The organism is Myxococcus guangdongensis (assembly GCF_024198255.1).
Lineage (GTDB): Bacteria > Myxococcota > Myxococcia > Myxococcales > Myxococcaceae > Myxococcus > Myxococcus guangdongensis.
The window spans coordinates 141,692-160,274 of record NZ_JAJVKW010000002.1 but is presented as its reverse complement, the minus strand read 5'-3'; the positions used below and the strand labels follow the sequence as shown (position 1 = coordinate 160,274).

The 18,583-nt window shown below is 69.4% G+C and carries 15 protein-coding genes; 12 read left to right on the top strand and 3 right to left on the bottom strand.

Going from position 1 to position 18,583, the window contains the following annotated elements:
• Positions 1 to 222: 222 nt before the first annotated feature.
• The gene (locus LXT21_RS05550) at positions 223 to 1,005 is read right to left on the bottom strand and encodes a TatD family hydrolase (protein WP_254037043.1); all 783 of its coding nucleotides are present in this window, start codon (positions 1,003 to 1,005) and stop codon (positions 223 to 225) included.
• Positions 1,006 to 1,009: 4 nt separating this feature from the next.
• A complete protein-coding gene (ggt, locus tag LXT21_RS05545) occupies positions 1,010 to 2,833 on the bottom strand; it encodes a gamma-glutamyltransferase (RefSeq protein ID WP_407666966.1) in 1,824 nt (607 codons plus the stop codon).
• Positions 2,834 to 3,264: 431 nt separating this feature from the next.
• On the opposite strand from ggt, the gene glmU reads away from it, so the two are divergent.
• The 12 genes from glmU (at position 3,265) to LXT21_RS05485 (ending at position 18,052) form a co-directional block, all read left to right on the top strand.
• Positions 3,265 to 4,674 (top strand): bifunctional UDP-N-acetylglucosamine diphosphorylase/glucosamine-1-phosphate N-acetyltransferase GlmU, encoded by a 1,410-nt coding sequence (glmU, locus tag LXT21_RS05540; protein WP_254037753.1) that lies wholly within the window; start codon positions 3,265 to 3,267, stop codon positions 4,672 to 4,674.
• Positions 4,675 to 4,783: 109 nt separating this feature from the next.
• Positions 4,784 to 6,619: a glutamine--fructose-6-phosphate transaminase (isomerizing) gene (glmS, locus tag LXT21_RS05535; RefSeq protein WP_254037041.1), complete on the top strand. Its 1,836-nt coding sequence runs from the start codon at positions 4,784 to 4,786 to the stop codon at positions 6,617 to 6,619.
• 173 nt (positions 6,620 to 6,792) lie between these two features.
• Positions 6,793 to 8,157 (top strand): hypothetical protein, encoded by a 1,365-nt coding sequence (locus LXT21_RS05530; protein ID WP_254037040.1) that lies wholly within the window; start codon positions 6,793 to 6,795, stop codon positions 8,155 to 8,157.
• A gap of 112 nt (positions 8,158 to 8,269) precedes the next feature.
• The gene (gene recA / locus LXT21_RS05525) at positions 8,270 to 9,358 is read left to right on the top strand and encodes a recombinase RecA (protein WP_254037039.1); all 1,089 of its coding nucleotides are present in this window, start codon (positions 8,270 to 8,272) and stop codon (positions 9,356 to 9,358) included.
• 228 nt (positions 9,359 to 9,586) lie between these two features.
• Positions 9,587 to 11,749, top strand: coding sequence for an alkaline phosphatase D family protein (locus LXT21_RS05520; RefSeq protein ID WP_254037038.1), 2,163 nt, complete (start codon positions 9,587 to 9,589; stop codon positions 11,747 to 11,749).
• Between the two features lie 218 nt (positions 11,750 to 11,967).
• The gene (locus LXT21_RS05515; protein ID WP_254037037.1) at positions 11,968 to 12,147 is read left to right on the top strand and encodes a hypothetical protein; all 180 of its coding nucleotides are present in this window, start codon (positions 11,968 to 11,970) and stop codon (positions 12,145 to 12,147) included.
• A 91-nt stretch (positions 12,148 to 12,238) separates the two neighbouring features.
• Complete coding sequence (locus tag LXT21_RS05510) at positions 12,239 to 12,400, top strand: hypothetical protein (RefSeq protein WP_254037036.1); 162 nt, start codon at positions 12,239 to 12,241, stop codon at positions 12,398 to 12,400.
• Positions 12,401 to 12,451: 51 nt separating this feature from the next.
• The gene (locus LXT21_RS05505; RefSeq protein ID WP_254037035.1) at positions 12,452 to 12,997 is read left to right on the top strand and encodes a GNAT family N-acetyltransferase; all 546 of its coding nucleotides are present in this window, start codon (positions 12,452 to 12,454) and stop codon (positions 12,995 to 12,997) included.
• 45 nt (positions 12,998 to 13,042) lie between these two features.
• Positions 13,043 to 15,445 (top strand): Tex family protein, encoded by a 2,403-nt coding sequence (locus LXT21_RS05500; protein WP_254037034.1) that lies wholly within the window; start codon positions 13,043 to 13,045, stop codon positions 15,443 to 15,445.
• 175 nt (positions 15,446 to 15,620) lie between these two features.
• Entirely contained in the window at positions 15,621 to 17,081 is a 1,461-nt protein-coding gene (locus LXT21_RS05495; protein ID WP_254037033.1) for a hypothetical protein, read from the top strand.
• A 171-nt stretch (positions 17,082 to 17,252) separates the two neighbouring features.
• Positions 17,253 to 17,687, top strand: a complete 435-nt coding sequence (locus tag LXT21_RS05490; RefSeq protein ID WP_254037032.1) for a MarR family winged helix-turn-helix transcriptional regulator — start codon at positions 17,253 to 17,255, stop codon at positions 17,685 to 17,687.
• Complete coding sequence (locus LXT21_RS05485; RefSeq protein ID WP_254037031.1) at positions 17,684 to 18,052, top strand: VOC family protein; 369 nt, start codon at positions 17,684 to 17,686, stop codon at positions 18,050 to 18,052. Before LXT21_RS05490 ends, LXT21_RS05485 begins: the two co-directional genes overlap by 4 nt.
• 72 nt (positions 18,053 to 18,124) lie before the next feature.
• Here LXT21_RS05485 and LXT21_RS05480 read toward each other — a convergent pair whose 3' ends face one another.
• The gene (locus LXT21_RS05480) at positions 18,125 to 18,403 is read right to left on the bottom strand and encodes a hypothetical protein (RefSeq protein WP_254037030.1); all 279 of its coding nucleotides are present in this window, start codon (positions 18,401 to 18,403) and stop codon (positions 18,125 to 18,127) included.
• Positions 18,404 to 18,583 lie beyond the last annotated feature (180 nt).

The window sequence follows — 18,583 nt, the reverse complement described above, 5'->3', positions numbered from 1 at the left end:
GCCCGTACAGCCCGCCAGCAGCAGCGCGACGACGATGACGAACCTGAAACGCAAAGGCCCTCCCGAACCAGCAAGTGTGGAAGCGGCTCGCGCCACCTGGGGGCAAACCCGTACCCGCTTTCGCAAAGAGGACGGATGGGAGTCCAGTTTGTTGCAAAATTTCAGTGAAATTGGAGCTATGCGGGCCAGCCCGGGCGGGCCTGGAGTGCCTGCGAGGGCCGCTCAGGGGGTGATTTGGAAGAAGCGGGCGGCGTTGTCGCGCGTGACACGGCGCACGAGGCGCTCGGACAGGCGGGCCTTGGACAGGAGGTTGGTGACGCGGGCCAGGCCGAGGATGTCGCCGGCGCCGTCGCCGGCGTCGGAGTTGAGCACCAGCCGCTCGCTGCCGAGCCTGCGCACGAGGATGACGGCGCGCTCGGCGACGAGCGCCTCCGGGTGCAGCGTCAGCCCGGCCCAGTGGCCCACCTCCAGGATGGTGCGCACGGTGCGCGCGCTGGCGTGGTCCACCAGCACGCGCGAGGGCAGCACGCCGGACTGGCGCAGCAGCGTGAGGATGCGGCGCGTGTGGCGCTCCTTGTCGGTGAGCGGCGTGTGCACCACGACGCGCAGCTTGAGGCGGCGTGCCAGGGCGAGCTGCTCGAGGAAGGCCTCTTCCTCCTCCTCGCCTCCGGCGTGCAGCCCCGTCTCGCCGAGCGCGACGACGCGGCCGCCCTGGAAGTAGTCGGGCAGCGCGGAGAGGACCTCCGACAGCCCGCGCCGGGGGATGCAGCGCGGGTGGACGCCCAGCGCGGCGTACGCGCGGATGCCCAGCTTCTCCAGCCGGGGGAGCTGCCGCTCGACGATGTCGTCGAAGTGGCGCAGCAGCGCCTTGGACGTGGGCTCCGGGAAGTGGTGCGCGACGACGAGCGCCCGCTCCACCCCGAAGAAGCGCATCGACTCGAGGTCCTGGTCGCTCAGGCCCTCGGGGTGCAGGTGCGCGTCGAAGATGGGGAGGGGCTCGGCCACGGCGTCAATCCTGTCCCAGGGAGACACCTTCGTTGCGAGGGTCGCTCGCGGCGAAGCGCAGCCCCGTCTTGGGGTCGACGAAGACGGCCTCCGCGTCGCCCCACTGCTCCACGCGGCGCACCTTGTGGCCCTTGGCCTCCAGCGCCGACAGCGTGGCGGGCTCCAGGCCCCAACGGTCCACCCACAGCTCATCCGGCAGGTACTGGTGATGCACCCGGCCCTCGTTCACCGCGCGCACCACGTCCATGCCGCCGTCCACCACGTTGCTGATGACCTGGATGACGGTGGTGGGGATGGTGGAGCCACCGGGACTGCCCACCGCGAGCATCACCTTCTTCGGGTCCTCCTTGGAGAACACCAGCGTGGGGGACATGGAGGACTGGGGCACCTTGCCGGGGTGTACGGCATTGGGCTCGCCGGTGACGAGGCCGTACGCGTTGGGCACGCCGGGCTGGGCTGCGAAGTCGTCCATCTCGTCGTTGAGCAGCACGCCGGTGCCCTTGGCCACCACGCACGAGCCGAAGCTGTAGTTCACCGTGGTGGTGAGCGCCACCGCGTTGCCCTGCTTGTCGACGATGGAGATGTGCGTGGTGTTCTTGCGCTCCGGCTCCGGCGTCAGCGTGGTGGGCTGGTCCGTCAGCGTGGAGCCCTGCTGCGTGCCCGCCGCCTGGGGCAGCAGCGCCAGGCTGGAGGTGGCCTTCTTCGGGTCGATGGAGCCCGCCAGGTCCGCGATGTGTCCCTGGGAGATGAGCCGCTGGGTGGGCACGTCCGCGAAGTCCGGGTCGCCCAGGTACTTGGCGCGGTCCACGTACGCGCGCCGCAGCGCCTCCACGTACAGGTGCACGCTGTCCGGCTCCCGCCACGTGAAGCCCTGGGGCTTGAGCTGCTCCAGCGCGCCCAAGACTTGGAGCACCGCCACCCCGCCCGCGCTCGGCGGCGGCATGGTGAGGATGCGGTGGCCGCGGTAGCTGCCCTCGAGCGCCTGACGCTCGCGCGTCTTGTACGACGACAGGTCGTCCAGCGTGACGATGCCGCCGCCCGCCTTCACCGTGTCCACGATGCCCTTGGCCACGCCGCCCGCGTAGAAGCCCTTGGCGCCGCTCTTCGACACCGTGGTCAGCGTGCGCGCCAGGTCCGTCTGGCGCACCAGGTGGCCCACCGGGGGGATGACGGCCTCGCCCTGCTCGTTCTTCGTCAGGAAGATGCGGCTGGCCTCCGGGTCCTTGCGCAGGCACTCCAGCCGGCCCTCCGCCATCGCGCGGTAGCGGGGCGTCACCCACAGCCCCTTCTTCGCCGCCTCGATGGCCGGCGCCAGCACCACGGCGCGGGGCAGCGTGCCGTGCTTCTCCAAGAGCTCCAGGTAGCCCGCCACCGCGCCCGGCACCGCGACGCTCAAGACGCCGTCCGTGGACAGCCCCGGCACCACCTTGCCGTCCTTGACGAACATGTCGCGCGTGGCCGCCTTGGGCGCCACCTCGCGGAAGTCCAGCACCCGCGTGGCGCCCGTCTTCGCGTCGTGCACCAGCGCGAACCCGCCGCCGCCCACGCCCGAGTGGTAGGGCCCCACGACGGCCGCCACGAAGGCCGCCGCCACCGCCGCGTCCACCGCGTTGCCGCCGCGCTCGAGCATCTTCAGCGCCGCCTGGCTCGCGGGCGGGTACGCCGTGGCCACCGCGCCACCCCGGTACGGCCGCGCCGCCTGGGCCACGCCCGCCACCAGCATCAGCACCACCAACGCCGCCGCCTCCAGCACCTTCGCGCACGTGCGCGGGGCCTGCTTCTCGAAGCTCGTGTCGTTCACGGAATCCACCCCTCCTCGGGGCGCCATCAATACCTTGTGGCTGGCATTCGTCGCAGGGGATGTGTTACCCGGCGGACACTCACCCACACCTTGGGACCGGGACTCGGGGGCGCCTGAGCGACTACACCTCTCCCGGTATGCACGAACTGTCCGCACCGGACCATGATTTCAACTCGGCAACATTTTTCCTCTTGGATTGTTCCTCCAGAGGGAGCATCCTTCCCCCATCATGAGCCGCGAGTGGGGGAGCACATGAGCGCACCGGTCATCCCAGACAAACAGCCCCGCCCCGGGTCTGTTCCGCCCTCCGGCCGGGTCACGCTCTTCCTCAAGCCCAGCTTCGGCATCACGGTGAAGAGCAACGCGCTCTGTGTCGCCGTGCAGGCAAAGCCCCGACCCGACAACACCTCGGAGACTTCGGAGCTTCGCCCGGTTGACGACTTGAATCCCGGTCCCTAATCCTCCGCCGCATGACAGCTCTGTCGGCGGTGGTGCTGTGTGCGGGCAAGGGCACGCGGATGAAGTCGAAGAAGGCCAAGGTCCTTCACGCCATCCTCGGAAAGCCCCTGTGTGCGTATCCCCTGAAGCGAGCGCTCGAGCTCGGTGCCACGTCGGTGGTGCCAGTGGTGGGCCATCAAGCAGAGAGCGTGGAGAAGGAGGTGCGCGCCCTGTTCCCGCAGGCGCCCCTCACCTTCGCGCTCCAGCGTGAGCAGCGGGGGACGGCGGACGCGGTGCGCTCCGCGGAAGAGGCCCTGAAGGGGTTCTCCGGGCGCGTGCTCATCCTCTACGGAGACGTGCCGTTGCTGCGCAAGGAGACCTTGGCGTCGCTCTTGTCCGCGCACGACGCGGCGGGCGGCGTGCTGGCGATGGTGACGACGGTACTGGAGGACCCCACCGGTTACGGGCGCGTGCTGCGCGAGGGGGGCCGGGTGACGCGGGTGGTGGAGCAGAAGGACGCCAGCCCCGAGCAGCGCGCGGTGAAGGAGTGCAACGCGGGCATCTACTCCGTCGACGCGGCCTTCCTCTGGAAGGCGCTGGCCGAAATCAAGCCGAACAACGCGCAGGGCGAGTACTACCTCACGGACCTGGTGGAGCTGGCCGCGAAGCAGGGGCCGGTGGGCACCGTCGTGGCGGACGCCACCGAGACGGCGGGGGTGAATGACAAGGTGGAGCTGGCGGCGCGGGCCAAGGTGCTCCAGCGGCGCATCAACGACGCGCACATGCGCGCGGGCGTCACGCTGCATGACCCGGACACCGCCTTCATCGAGGAGGACGTGGTGGTGGGCTCGGACACCGAGGTGGGCCCGGGTGTGTCGCTGACCTCGGGCAGCGTCATCGGCGAGGGCGTGGTGATTGGCCCCGGCTGCGTGGTGAGCGCCTCCACCGTGGCGGACGGCTCGGTGCTCAAGCCCTACTCCGTGCTGGAGGAGGCGAAGGTGGGGGTGCGGAACGTCATCGGCCCGTTCGCCCGCCTGCGCCCGGGAACGGAGCTGGCAGAGGACGTGCATCTGGGCAACTTCGTGGAAACGAAGAAGGCGCAGATCGGCAAGGGCAGCAAGGCCAACCACCTGACTTATCTGGGGGACGCCCGGATTGGCGCGGGCTGCAACATCGGCGCGGGCACCATCACCTGTAATTATGACGGGGTGAACAAGAGCCTGACGGAGCTGGGGGACGGGGTCTTCATCGGCTCCGACACACAGCTCGTGGCTCCGGTGCAGGTGGGCGATGGCGCCTATGTTGGTGCGGGCACCACGGTGACGAAAAACGTGCCTCCTGGGAGCCTCGCTGTGTCACGGGCGCCACAGGTGACGAAGGAGGGCTGGGTGGCGGCGAAGAAGGCGCGCCGCACGGCCAAGGGTGGTTGAGACAGGGCGTGGCTCTTGCTTGGGGGGCGGCCTGACAGCCGCTCCCGGAGATGTACGGGTATCCCTCGGTTTGCTCCGGCGGGCGTGGGCGTGAGAGAGAGGTCAGAACATGTGCGGGATTGTTGGTTACGTCGGTGACAAGGAATCGGCTCCCATCCTGGTGTCCGGGCTGAAGAAGCTCGAGTACCGGGGCTATGACTCTGCGGGCGTCGCGGTGGTGAACCGCAACGAGCTCAACGTGGTGCGCGCCACGGGCAAGCTGCGCAACCTGGAGAACCGCGTGGTGGCGGACCAGCCGAAGGGGAACATCGGCATCGGTCACACGCGCTGGGCCACGCACGGGCGTCCCTCGGACGAGAACGCGCACCCGCACACGTACAAGAACGTCGCGGTGGTGCACAACGGCATCATCGAGAACCACCTGGCGCTCAAGGAGCAGCTGCGCGCCAAGGGCCATGTCTTCTCCTCGGAGACGGACACGGAGGTCTTCGCCCACCTCATCTCGGATGAGCTGGAGCAGGGCAAGGATTTGCCGGACGCGGTGCGCGGCGCGATTGAGCAGGTGAAGGGCACGTACGCGCTGGCGGTGGTGAGCGCGTCGGACCCCAACCGCATCGTCGCGACGAAGAACGCGTCGCCCATGGTGCTGGGCCTGAGCGAGGGGCAGAACTTCATCGCCAGCGACGTGCCCGCGGTGCTCGAGCACACGCGCGACATCGTCTACATGGAGGAGGGTGACCTGGCCATCGTCACCGCCGCCAAGGTGGACATCTTCAACCGCCAGGGTCAGGTCGTGAACCGGCCCACGCGCCGCATCGACTGGACGCCGATGATGGCGGAGAAGGGCGGCCACAAGCACTTCATGCACAAGGAGATCTGGGAGCAGCCCCGCGCCGTCGCGGACACGCTGCGCGGCCGGATGCTCCTGTCCGAGGGCGACGTCCACTTCGAGGGCTGGAACCTGACGCCCGAGAAGGTGCGCTCGCTCACGAAGATCACGATTCTGGCCTGCGGCACGTCGTGGCACTCGGGCGTGGCCGGCAAGCACATGATTGAAACGCTGGCGCGGCTGCCCGTCGAGGTGGAGCTGGCGAGCGAGTTCCGCTACCGCGACCCCATCGTCGAGGGCACGCACCTGGCCATCGCCATCAGCCAGTCGGGTGAGACGGCGGACACGCTGGCGGCGTTCAAGGAGGCCAAGGCGCGCGGGGCCACGGCGATGGCCATCTGCAACGTCATTGGCAGCGCGATGACGCGCGAGGCGGAGTTCTCCGTCCTCACGAACGCGGGCCCGGAGATTGGCGTCGCGTCCACGAAGGCGTTCACCACGCAGCTGGTGGCGCTGTACCTGCTGGCGGTGAAGCTGGGCCGCATGCGCGGCACGTTGTCGGTGAAGGCGGCGCAGGAGCACCTGACGCACCTGACCGAGATTCCGAAGATGATCGAGGAAGTGCTCAAGTGCGAGCCCGCCGTGAAGCGGGTGGCGCGTGAGTTCATGAACGCGCAGGACTTCCTCTTCCTCGGCCGTGGTCCCATGCACCCGGTGGCGCTCGAGGGCGCGCTGAAGCTGAAGGAGATTTCGTACATCCACGCGGAGGGCTACGCGGGTGGTGAGATGAAGCACGGCCCGATTGCGCTCATCGACGAGAAGATGCCGGTGGTGGTCATCGCGCCGAAGCAGCCGCACGTGGCCTACGAGAAGATCATCGGCAACGTGGAGGAGGTCCGCGCGCGCGGCGGCAAGGTCATCGCCGTCATCGACGAGGACGACAAGATGGTGGACGGCCTGGCGGACCACGTCATCCGGATTCCGGCGGCGTGCGCGCTGCTGGCGCCGGTGGTGGCCACGATTCCGCTGCAGCTCCTCGCGTACCACGTGGCGGAGATGCGCGGGAACGACGTGGACCAGCCGCGCAACCTGGCCAAGAGCGTGACGGTGGAGTAGCCGTCCCTCGCGGTTCCTGATGCACGCGAAGCCCGGGTTCCCCTGATGGGGGCCCGGGCTTCTGTCGTTCCGAGGGGCGGTCCTCCTCGGTGGGCCGACAGGCTGTCGCCCGGAAGAGGTCGTGGGTACGTCGCGCTTTGATGCCCACCCGCTCGCGTGGATACAGTCACCCGGTGTCGGACGCCACGCGCACCCAGCCTCCCCTGCACCACTCCGAGCAGGAGCCCGGAGACGAGCGTCTGGCGGACCTGGCGCCCTGGACGCCTCCTCCGGCGGAGGAGGGGCTCGGCTTCGAGGAGGTGCCCACGCTCGATGAGGAGCTGGCGGACCTGGCTTCCCAGCCCGAGCCCGAGGAGGCGCAGGGGGTGGGGCAGGGCGCTCCCTCCGTGCCCGTGGAGGCGCGGCTGTCCGCCCGGACGCTGTCCGGGGTCGAGGCGTTTCGGGTCTCGGACCTCGGCCTCGAGCGGGGGCCCGGTGTCGGACCCGCGCATCATGTGGAGGCGCCGCGCCTCGATGCGGCGTCCGCGTCCGAGTCCGTTCGCGTGGCGGCCCTTGGCCCCGATGCGGCGCTGAGCGTCGAGCCCGGCCTCGTGGCGCCCGCCGGCGCCAATGTGGCGCTGAGCGTCGAGCCCCGCCTCGTGGCGCCCGCCAGCGCCGATGCGGAGCGGGTCGCAGAGCCTGTTCTCGTGGCGTCCCCTGGCCCCGATGCGGCGCTCGCCCCCGAATCGGTCCGGGTGACGAGCCGTGACGCCCGCGTGTGGCCCGCGACGCAGCCCGTTCGCGTGGCCGACTCCGAGCTCGAGGCGACGCCCGTGTTCGGGACCCAGGGCCTGGCGGACCTCTCCTCCTGGGCCGCGCCCGCGCCCGCGCTCCTGGGCCGGCCCACGCCTCCGGTGGAGCTGCCCCTGCCGGTCCTCGTCCGGGTGGAGCAGGCCGTGGCCGCGCCCGAGGCCGAGCGCCCCGAGGCCGCTTCCCGGCTCAACGAAGTCCTCGCCCAGCTCGCCCAGGGCGGCGGGGAGCGTCAGGTGGCGGACACCCTGCACCGGCTGCTCGACAGCGGCCGGCTGGAGGGCCTGGTCGACACCCGGGGGCGCTCGTGCCGCGCCGTGGCCGTGGAGTCGCTCCTGGCCCTGGGCTTCCCCTACGCCCTGGAGGTCCAGCCCGAGGACCTCAAGCACCTGCGCTCCAACAACGCCTCCCGCCCCAAGGGCCGCCCCGGCGCGCTCGACTTCGGCCCGGAGGTCCCCGCCCTGGTGCTCGGCGGCGGCCTCTTCGCCCAGATGGTGGAGGAGTTCCTGCGTCCCGGCGTGGTCGAGGGCACGGTGACCTTGCAGGTGGGCCTGAGCGTGCTGGCCATGCTGGCCTTGTGGCTTGCCCCGCCCCGGACTCCCGTGTACCGCCTGGGCCTGGGTTTGTTGGCCCTCGTGTCGGGCTACGGGCTGCTTCTGGCCCTCGGGTCGGCGGGCCATGCCGGGGGGCTGTGGGCAGGTGTGGCAGGCGCCGTGGCCGTCCTCCTGGCTGCCCTCCGCGAGAGCTGACCGGCAGGATTCAACACGGATGTCAGAGGGGTGGACTAGGGTCTACCCATCGCGTACTAAAAGCGCGTTCAGGTGAGCCGGGGTGGCTCGCCAATACAAGGAGCCAAGAGAAATGGCCGTGAATCAGGAGAAGGAAAAGGCGATCGAGCTGGCGATGTCCGCGGTGGAGCGCCAGTTCGGTAAGGGGTCCATCATGCGGCTCGGCAACGACGAGCCGCTGATGCGGGACGTGCAGGCCATTTCGACGGGCTCGATTTCGCTGGATATCGCCCTGGGCGTGGGCGGCGTGCCCAAGGGCCGCATCATCGAGATCTTCGGACCGGAGTCCTCCGGTAAGACGACGCTGTGTCTCCACATCGTCGCCGAGGCGCAGAAGCGCGGCGGCATCTGCGGCTACGTGGACGCCGAGCACGCGCTGGACGTGGGCTACGCGCGCAAGCTGGGCGTGCGCACCGACGACCTGCTCCTGAGCCAGCCGGACACCGGTGAGCAGGCGCTGGAAATCGCGGAGATGCTGGTGCGCTCGGGCGCCATCGACGTGCTGGTGGTGGACTCGGTGGCCGCGCTCGTCCCGAAGGCGGAGCTCGAGGGCGAGATGGGTGACGCGCACATGGGTGTGCAGGCCCGTCTGATGAGCCAGGCCCTGCGCAAGCTCACGGGCACCATCTCCAAGAGCCAGACGTGCGTCATCTTCATCAACCAGATCCGCATGAAGATTGGCGTCATGTTCGGCAACCCCGAGACGACCACGGGCGGCAACGCGCTGAAGTTCTACGCGTCGCAGCGCCTGGACATCCGCCGCATCGGCGCCATCAAGAATGGCGAGAACGTGGTGGGCAGCCGCACCCGCGTGAAGGTGGTGAAGAACAAGGTGGCGCCTCCGTTCAAGGAGGTCGAGTTCGACATCATGTACGGCACGGGCATCTCCCGTGAGGGCGACCTCATCGACCTGGCCTCCAACGACAACATCGTGGAGAAGAGCGGCAGCTGGTTCTCGTTCAACGGCGAGCGCATCGGTCAGGGCCGCGAGAACGCGAAGGACTACCTGCGGGAGCACCCGGAGGTGGCGCGCGACATCGAGACCCGCGTGCTGGAGAAGTACGGCATCGCGAAGGGCGCGCCCCTCTCCGCGGCTCCCGCGGAAGAGGCTCCCGCCGAGGGGACCAGCGAGAAGCGTCAGCGCGTGAAGGCCGTGAAGTAACGCCTTCCCACGGTGGGCTTCGACAGACGGGGTCGTCCTCCTTCGTGGGGGCGGCCCCGTCGTCGTGTCGGGCCCATGCATGCGGGGCGAACGGGTGGCCCCTCGCGCCGAGTGCTGACACGACGCGTTGTGTCCGGCGCGTGGCGGGGATGTTGCCGGAGTGATGGACGAGGGCCGTAGACTCCCGGGCGTTTCGTTTCACCCGTGCTTTCCCCTGGGAGTGCCACCTTGTTCGACCGTCTGAATCGTCGCAGCTTCCTTCAGGCCGTGGTCGCCGTCGCGGCGAGTACCTCATTCGGGTGCTCGGATGATGACGACACGAAGAAGCCCACCGCCGATGCGAAGTACTTCCCGCAGTCGGTCTGCTCGGGAGACCCGAGGCCGGACAGCGTCATCCTGTGGGTGCGCGCGTTGGACCCGGACAGCGCGGGCGCGGACGCCCCGGTGCGGCTGGAGGTGTCCACCGGCGCGGAGTTCAGCGACTTCGTGTTCCGGGGTGACTTCACGGCGCTGGCGGCGAACGACCACGCGCTCAAGGTCAAGGTGACGCGGCTGTCGGCGCGCACCACGTACTACTACCGCTTCGTGCTGACGAAGAACGGGACGGAGTACACGACGGCGACGGGGCGCACCCGCACGGCGCCGGCGGCCGGGGCGGACGTGCCGGTGAAGTTCGCCTTCGCCAGCTGCCAGGACTACATCGGCCGTTACTACAACGCGTGGCAGCGGCTGCTGCAGCTGGACGAAGACCTGGACTTCGTCGTGTTCCTCGGCGACTACATCTACGAGACGACGGGGGACAAGTCCTTCCAGTCGGGCAACACCGAGCGGCGCGTGGTGTTCAGCGAGCAGGACAAGGCGCTGCAGCTGGGCTCGGGTGAGTCGACGTATTACGCGGCCAACGCGCTGTCGAACTACCGCGACCTCTACAAGACGCTGCGCACCGACAAGGTCATCCAGCAGGTGCACGAGCGCTACCCGTTCATCATCATCTGGGACGACCACGAGTTCTCCGACGACAGCTGGGGCTCCAACGCGACGTACCTGGACGGGCGCGCGGCGGAGAATCAAATCGAGCGCAAGCGCAACTCGGAGCGCGCCTTCTTCGAGTACATCCCGCTGGACAACACGGCCTCGGCGGAGGGCGCCATCGACGTGGCGAGCGCGCCGGTGTATCCGAACACGCGCGTCTACCGGGACTTCGACTTCGGCAAGCACCTGAAGCTGGCGGTGTCCGACTACCGCACCTACCGCCCGGACCACCTCATCCCCGAGGACGCGTACCCGGGCAAGGTGGCGGTGGAGGCGTCGGTGCTGGCGTTGGCGCTGCCGACGCTGCCGGCGCCGGTGCAGGCGCTGCTCCAGTCGGAGACGTTCGCGTACACGAACCTCGACGCGCCGGAGAACGCGATGCAGAAGGCGGTGCTCCAGGGCGCGTACGTGCAGCAGGCGGTGGCGGCGGGCCTCAACCCGGCGCAGGCCGATGCGAAGGCCCAGGTGTGGGTGTCCGGGCAGGTGTCGCTCTTCTACGCCAACCAGGTGCTGGCGGCGGTGAACGCGGCGCGCGAGGCGGCGGGGCAGCCTGCGATTCCGCTGCTCGCCGTGGCGGGCACGCTCCGGGGGCTCGCGTACGTGCACCTGGGCAAGGGCTCGCTCTTCAACATCCAGGGCTCGCGCTACATCGTGGTGAAGCCCATCTACGACTTGTTCTCCGCCCTGCGCTACGCCACCTCGGCCGGGTTGAGCGAGGACGCGCTGGGCGCGACGCAGCAGGCGTGGCTGCAGAACCAGCTGAAGGCGGCGAACACCTGGAAGATTGTCGTCAGCTCCGTGTCGATGACGTCCATGGTGTTCGACCTGTCGGCGAAGGCGGACATCCCGGACCCGACGCTGCGCCAGGTCTTCTACTTCAACGCGGACCAGTGGGACGGCTTCCCCGCGAAGAAGCAGGAGCTGCTGGGGTTCATCGCGCAGAACCAGGTGAAGAACGCGATGTTCATCTCCGGCGACATCCACGCGTCGTTCGCGTCGGTGGAGGGCGGGGTGCCCGCGCTGACGGCGCCCGCGATTACGTCCGGCTCCATCAAGGAGCTGGCGGGACTGGCTGTCATCGGCGCGGGCTACGGCCCGGGCAGCGCCGTCTACAAGTACGTCGTCACGGAGCTCAACGAGTCGCTGCTCGCGGGCAACCCCGGCATGCGCTACGTGAATGGTGACGCGCACGGCTTCGTGGTGCTGGAGGTGAAGGGCGACGAGGCCCTGGCCGCCTTCCACCTCATCCCCAGCACCGAGGTGACCAAGGACTACTCGGTCCGCGGCGCCACGGAGCTGCAGGCGCAGTTCACCCGCGTGGACTTCCGCGTGCAGCACGGGACCGTGACCAAGCTCTGAGCCCGCGGGCTGCGAAGCGCTCCCTCGCTCACGCGTGGGAGGACGGGGGCCGCGCCGGGAGCCATGGGACGGCTCCCGATGGCGGCCCTCGCCGCTTTGGTGGGATTGGAAAATTTCCTAGGGACTGGTGTTTTCCGTGAATTAGCCTCGAGGTCTCCGTGTCGTCGTCCGGCACGGAGAGACACCTGGCGGGTTCACCTGGAAAGGAAGGCAGCACGATGAGCGCTCAGTCCCCGAAGAAGAAGCTGACCCTGAAGAAGGAGACGCTCCGCACGCTCGAGACGGTGGAGCCGTCGCTGTTGGAGGGGGTCGTCGGTGGTGCCGGCCTCGGGCTGGAGAACGCCGTCACGCTGACGGCCACGCATGACTCCAACCGCCTCACGCTGAAGACGCGCTGATGTCCGAAGGGGCTCGCTGGGAGCGCTGCTCCCTGGCGGGCCAGGAGGACGGCCGCACGTGGGTGGCGCGCCGTCCCTTCCGGAAGGTGTCATGCGTGGTGGAACCTGTCGTCGCCGGGGTCTGGCCGGACGTTCGTTGTTCGCGCCCCGGGTTGAGCGGCGCACCCAGGATGACGTGCAGAGCGCGGTGGACGGCGCGCCTCCCGCGCTGGGTCGCACCACGCATCTGACGGTCAACCGCATCGTCCGGTAGGCCTCGCGCGGGGACGAGTCCCGCTCGCTGGAACGGGTTAGAAGTCCGGGCATGGTGACTGGTGTCGTGGCCTCGGACCTGTTGCTCGTTCCGGCGCATCCCGAGCACGTGGACTTCTGGTTGGCGCTGCGCGCCGAGGCCGGGGCCCGGCGCTACGTGGACACGGAGGACGACTCGCGGGAGGTGCTGGTCAAGCGCATCCTGGAGGCAGGCACGCTGGGGGAGCCCCGCGCGAAGGGGTTTCGCTGGTTCGTGCGACTGGGGGACGCGTGGGTGGGCACGGTGTCCGCGCGGGATGTGTCCCGGGAGCACGGGCGCCTGCAGATTGGCTACATGATGGCGGAGGCGTACCACGGGCGCGGGCTGGGCTCGCGCGCGGTGGGGATGATGTTGGAGCGCCTGTTCACGCTGCCGTTCCTGCACCGGGTGTGGCTGACGACGCTGTCGGAGAACCTGGGCTCCCAGGGCGTGGCGCGCAAGCTGGGCTTCTCGCTGGAGGGGACGATGCGGGGGCAGTGTGTGCTGCGGGGGGAGCGCAAGGACCAGCAATTCTGGGGAATGTCGCGCAGTGACTGGGAGGCGCGCCAGCGCGGGTGACGCGCGCTGGGAGCCGTGTGGGGGGCGGGTTATAGAAGCGGCGTCATGCACGCCTACGCCGCTGAGCTGTCACAGGAACTGGGGCTGAAGCCCGAGCAGGTGGACCGCACCCTGGCGCTGAACGCCGAAGGAGCCACCGTCCCCTTCATCGCGCGCTATCGCAAGGAGGTCACCGGAGGACTGGATGAGGTGCAGATCCAGACCATCCTCGACCGGGCCGGCGAGCGCGCCGAATTGGACTCGCGCCGCGAGACGATTCTGCGGTCCGTGGAGGAGCAGGGGAAGCTGACACCGGAGCTGGCGAAGGCGCTGAAGGCGGCGAAGACGCGCACCGAGCTGGAGGACCTCTACCTGCCGTACCGGCCCAAGCGCCGCACGCGCGCGGCGATTGCGCGGGAGCGCGGGCTGGAGCCGCTGGCGGACCTCTTGTGGAAGCAGGACGGGCGCAAGGGCGAGGACGCGGACGCGAAGGTGCGGCCGTTCGTCAACGCGGAGAAGGAGGTGCCGGACCTGGCGGCGGCGCTGGCGGGGGCTCGGGACATCTGCGCGGAGCGGATGAGCGAGGACGCGGGGCTGCGCCGCCAGTCGCGCGAGGTGTGCGCGAAGCGGGGCACGCTGCGCTCGGACGTGGTGCCGGCGAAGAAGGGCGAGCCGACCAAGTTCGAGAACTACTACGGCCACGAGGAGCCGCTGTCGCAGGCCCCGTCCCACCGCGTGCTGGCGCTGCTCCGCGGTGAGGAGGAGGGCGTGTTGAAGGTGCGGCTGAACATGCCGGACGACGAGGTGAAGGGGCTGCTCGCGGGCCGGGTGGTGACGAAGCCGCAGGCGCTGTTCGCCTCGGAGCTGCGCGCGGCGGTGGAGGATGGGTGGGAGCGGCTGATGGGGCCGTCGCTGGAGTCGGAGCTGCGCGCGGAGCTGAAGGAGCGCGCGGACAAGGGGGCCATCGGTGTCTTCGGGGAGAACCTGCGGCACCTGCTGTTGACGGCGCCGGCGGGGGCTCGGGCGGTGCTGGCGTTGGACCCGGGGCTGCGCACGGGCATCAAGCTGGCGATGCTGGACAACACGGGGAGCGTGGCGGAGACGCTGACGCTCTACTCGGAGCGCAGCGCGGACGAGCGCGTGCGGGCGGCGAAGCTGTTGTCCGCGGTGGTGCAGAAGCACAAGCCGGAGCTCATCGCGGTGGGCAACGGGACGGGCAGTCGCGAGGCGGAGACCTTCGTTCGCGACACGCTGAAGGCGCTGGGCGCGCAGGTGCCGGTGGTGTCGGTGAGCGAGCAGGGCGCGTCCATCTACTCGGCGTCGGAGGTGGCGCGGGACGAGTTCCCGGAGATGGACGTCAGCCTGCGCGGCGCGGTGTCGATTGGCCGGCGCTTGCAGGACCCGCTGGCGGAGCTGGTGAAGATCGACCCGAAGAGCATCGGCGTGGGGCAGTACCAGCACGACGTGGACCAGGGACTGTTGAAGAAGAAGCTGGGCGAGGTGGTGGACTCGTGCGTGAACGCGGTGGGCGTGGATGTGAACACCGCGTCGCCGCAGCTGCTCGAGCACGTGTCCGGCGTGGGGCCGTCACTGGCGAAGAAGCTGGTGGCGCACCGGGCGTCGAAGGGGCGCTTCACCACGCGGCGGGAGCTGTTGAAGGTGAGCGGGCTGGGGCCCAAGACGTTCGAGCAGGCGGCGGGCTTCCTGCGTGTGCGAGGGCCCGAGCCGCTGGACGCGAGCGCGGTGCACCCGGAGCGGTACGCGGTGGTCGAGCGCATGGCGAAGGATTTGGGCGTGGAGGTGGGGGCGCTGGTGGGCAACGCGTCGCTGGTGCGGAAGATCGACGCGAAGAAGTACCTGGGCCCGGACCTGGGCGAGATGACGTTGAAGGACATCCTGGCGGAGCTGGAGAAGCCGAGCAGGGATCCGCGTGGAGACTTCTCGGCGCCGACGATGCGTGAGGATTTGCGCACGCTCGAAGACGTGAAGGAGGGGATGGTGTTGCAGGGGGTGGTGACGAACGTCACGGCCTTCGGCGCGTTCGTGGACGTGGGCGTGCACCAGGATGGTTTGGTGCATGTGTCGCAGATCTCCACGAAGTTCGTGAAGGACCCGTCCGAGGTGGTGAAGGTCGGGGACCGTCTGACGGTGCGCGTGCTCAGCGTGGACTTGCAGCGCAAGCGCCTGGCGCTGTCGGTGCGCGCGGCGCAGGAGGGCGGAGCGGCGCAGCCTTCGGGCAGGCCCGCGGTGGGTGGGGCTTCGGGCGCGGGACGGATGACGGACCGGGGTGGGGCGGGGGCTGCGCCTCGGCCCGGTGGTGGCGCGAGCGCGGGAGGCAAGGGTGCTTCAGGCGCCCGGCCTGGAGGTCCACAGGGCTCGGGTTCGTCGTCAGGCGGGCAGCGGCCGGGTGGTGGCGACAAGAAGGGCCCCGAGCCGTTCAACAACCCGTTCGCGAAGCTCAAGCGCTAGGGGTGTTGCGGGGGGTGATGCGGGGTTGCCACGAGGAGCTATCGCGGCAAACCACGTCACCCCCTGGACCGTTTCACTCGATTCACCGGGACACTTCCTCGCCTCGCGGCATTGGTTGGAGAGTGTGGGGGGATGAGACCACCTTCGGGCGGCAGTTGACCGAAGGAGTGGATGCATGCAGTGGAAGACCGGTGGTGTGCTGGCGTGGTTGGGTTTGGCGGCGTGTGGTGGTGGGGTTCCTGCGGATGAAGCCCAGGTGCCCGCCCCCGAGCAGGAGCAGCCCGCGGCGGATGTGAGCGCGCAGGCGTGCTCCGTGGGCGTCGCGGCGCGGGTGAAGATCGTCCAGAGCGCGGCGGTGCAGGGAGCGAACCTCGGCACGTTCACGCCCCTGTCGGACATGGTCGACGTGCAGGGGACGCTCTATTTCACCACCCAGGCGACGGCTGGCATCACCCTGTGGCGCAGCAACGGGACGGACGTGGGCACCGTGCCGGTGAAGACGTTCCAGGGGCTCACGGCCGCGGTGTCGGGCCTGACGGCGGCGGGGAGCAAGGTGTTCTTCAAGGCCTTCGATGTGGCGTCGGGCCTGGAGCTCTGGGTCAGCGACGGCACGGCCGCGGGCACCAAGCTCGTCAAGGACCTGACCCCCGGCCTGGATGGCTCCACGCTGCTCAACGCCGCGGAGGTCAACGGCCAGCTCCTCTTCTATCGGCTCACGTCGGCGCTCAAGACGGAGCTGTGGCGCACGGATGGCACGGGCCTGGGCACCATCAAGCTGGGCGAGTTCGACGGCCTGTCGGGGCTGGTGTCCAGCCTGGTCATGAAGGTGAACAGCAAGCTGCTCTTCGTCCAGTCCCTGGCCTCGGGCACCGGCCTGTGGGGCTCCGATGGGACTCCCGGCGGGACGGTGCAGCTGCTCAAGCTGGACAACAGCGCGGCGCACCTCGAGCAGGTGGTCCAGTCCGGCTCGCAGGCGGTGTTCCTCCTCAAGGACGGCCTGCTCCACGAAATCTGGAAGACGGATGGCACGCCGGGCGGGACGGTCCGCCTGGATTCGCTCGGGTCCGCCGTGCAACTGCTCGGCATCGTGGGCTCCAACGTCCACCTGGCCACGCTGGACCCCCTGACGAACCAGCTCCGCGTGGTGCGCATGTCCCTCGTGACGGGCGCCCGGTCCACCATCGCCACCATCTCCAACCCCGTCGGCACCGTGGCGCCGACGATTCAGCGGACCGTCACCGTCGGCAGCCAGGTCCTCTTCTCCGTGGCGCACGGAGGCCTGACGCCCATCCCCGAGCAGGTGGCCCTGTGGGTGACCAACGGCACCGCCGAGGGGACCCGTCAGCTCTTCCAGCCCCTGCTGCGCAGCGACCTGTTCACCTCGCCGCTGTTCTCCACGGGGGAGGGCAAGCTGCTCTTCATCAATGGCAACACGCTCGACCCCTGGTTCGCGGACCTCGCCACGGGGGCGGCGGGCCGGCTGACCAGCCTGCCCGCGAGCGTCCTGCCCAAGGTGGGCGACTTTGTCCGCTCCGGCAACCGCGTCTACTTCAGCGCGCTGGATGAGACCGGCCTCCACCAGCTCTGGTCGGTGGCCGCGAACTTCTCCTGCCCGGCGGGCCTGCAGGCCGAGTAGCCCTCACACCACCGCTCCGACCGTGGACGCGCGTCACGTCGACGCGCCGTCCCGGTTCCGGCCCTCGAGAGCGGACGACATCTCCCACACGGGCCCGCGCCCTGCCATCCCCGGTGGCAGGGCGTCATCGGGTTGCGAAGTTTGGTTCATGCGCGTTAACTATGTCGCGAGATGAACCATCAGCTCGGCAGCCTGCTCGAAGCGTTCTTGAGTGACGTCTCCCACCCTCGCGGCCGGGTGCTCTCGCTCCTGTCGGAGCAGGGCGTCACGGCCGACCAGGGCATCCTGCTGCGCTGCGTCCAGGCGCAGCCGGGCATGCCCTTGTCGAGCCTCGCGGAGCGGCTGGGCCTGTCCCTGCCCTCGGTGAGTCAGATGGCCGAGCGTCTGGTGAAGCTCGGCTACGTGACGCGGCGGGAGGACCCGGAGGACCGCCGACGCAAGTCGCTCGCGGTGACTCCGAAGGCCTTCCGTTTCCTCACCGCGTTCCGGAAGGTGCGCGCCGAGGAGCTCACCCTGGGCACCGCGCGCCTCTCAGCGCCGACGCGGCGGCGACTGGTGTCCGCGCTCGAGGCCGCCCTGGAAGAACTCCAAGGAGAACCGTCATGATGCAGCTGGACCACCTGGCCGTGGACGCGCGCGACGTCGACGCGTCGTCCTGGTTCCTCGCGCGGATTCTGGGCGCGAAGGCCCCTGTCCCCGAGGGCGCCGATGACGACATGCGGCGCATCGACCTGGACCACGGGTGCTTCGTCCTGTTCTCACACGCGTCCGAGCCGCGCTTCTCGCACGTGGCCTTCCGCGTCGACCCAGCGCGGTTCACCCAGGTCGTGGCGCGGCTCCAGGAAGCGCGCGTGCCCTTCGGCAACGAGCCCTTCGACACGGCGAACGGGCAGACCCAGGACCCGCTCGGTGGCGCGGGCCGCGTGTACTTCCAGGACGGCAATGGCCACCTGTGGGAGGTGACGTGCTGAGCGCCACCCCCCGCCACCGACTCGTGGCGGGGCGCGACGTCTGTCGATGCGCCGTGATTCAAGGACTGACGGCTAGTAGCCCCAGCAGGCGCCGTTGTGACCGCTGTAGCCCATGGACCGGCAGAACGCGAAGGCCGCCGAGGCGCAGTTGCCATAGCCCACCACGGAGACGTGGCCGACGACGTACCAGTAATTGATGGTGTCGTTGCACTCGGCCAGACAGTAGTTGTTGCCATCATACCCGCTACACGAGGCGAACGCGCTGACCCGGCCGTCCTCGGAGGACGTGTCGGGCGCGACCTGCTCCTCGGCGGGCGGCGTGATGGGCTCCGTCGTGCCACCCTCATCCATACCGCCACCGCAAGCCGTTGCGACCACTGCGAACATCGTCAGAAGGGTGAGCTTCGCGAGATGCATGATGGGTCCTGTCTGTCTTCGAGTGTCCCGGCGAATGGCAGACATTCGCGGGGAACGCCAGGGATGGGCGCGCAACCCTTGTATGGGAAGTCCATCCGGCCAGGGTATGAGCTG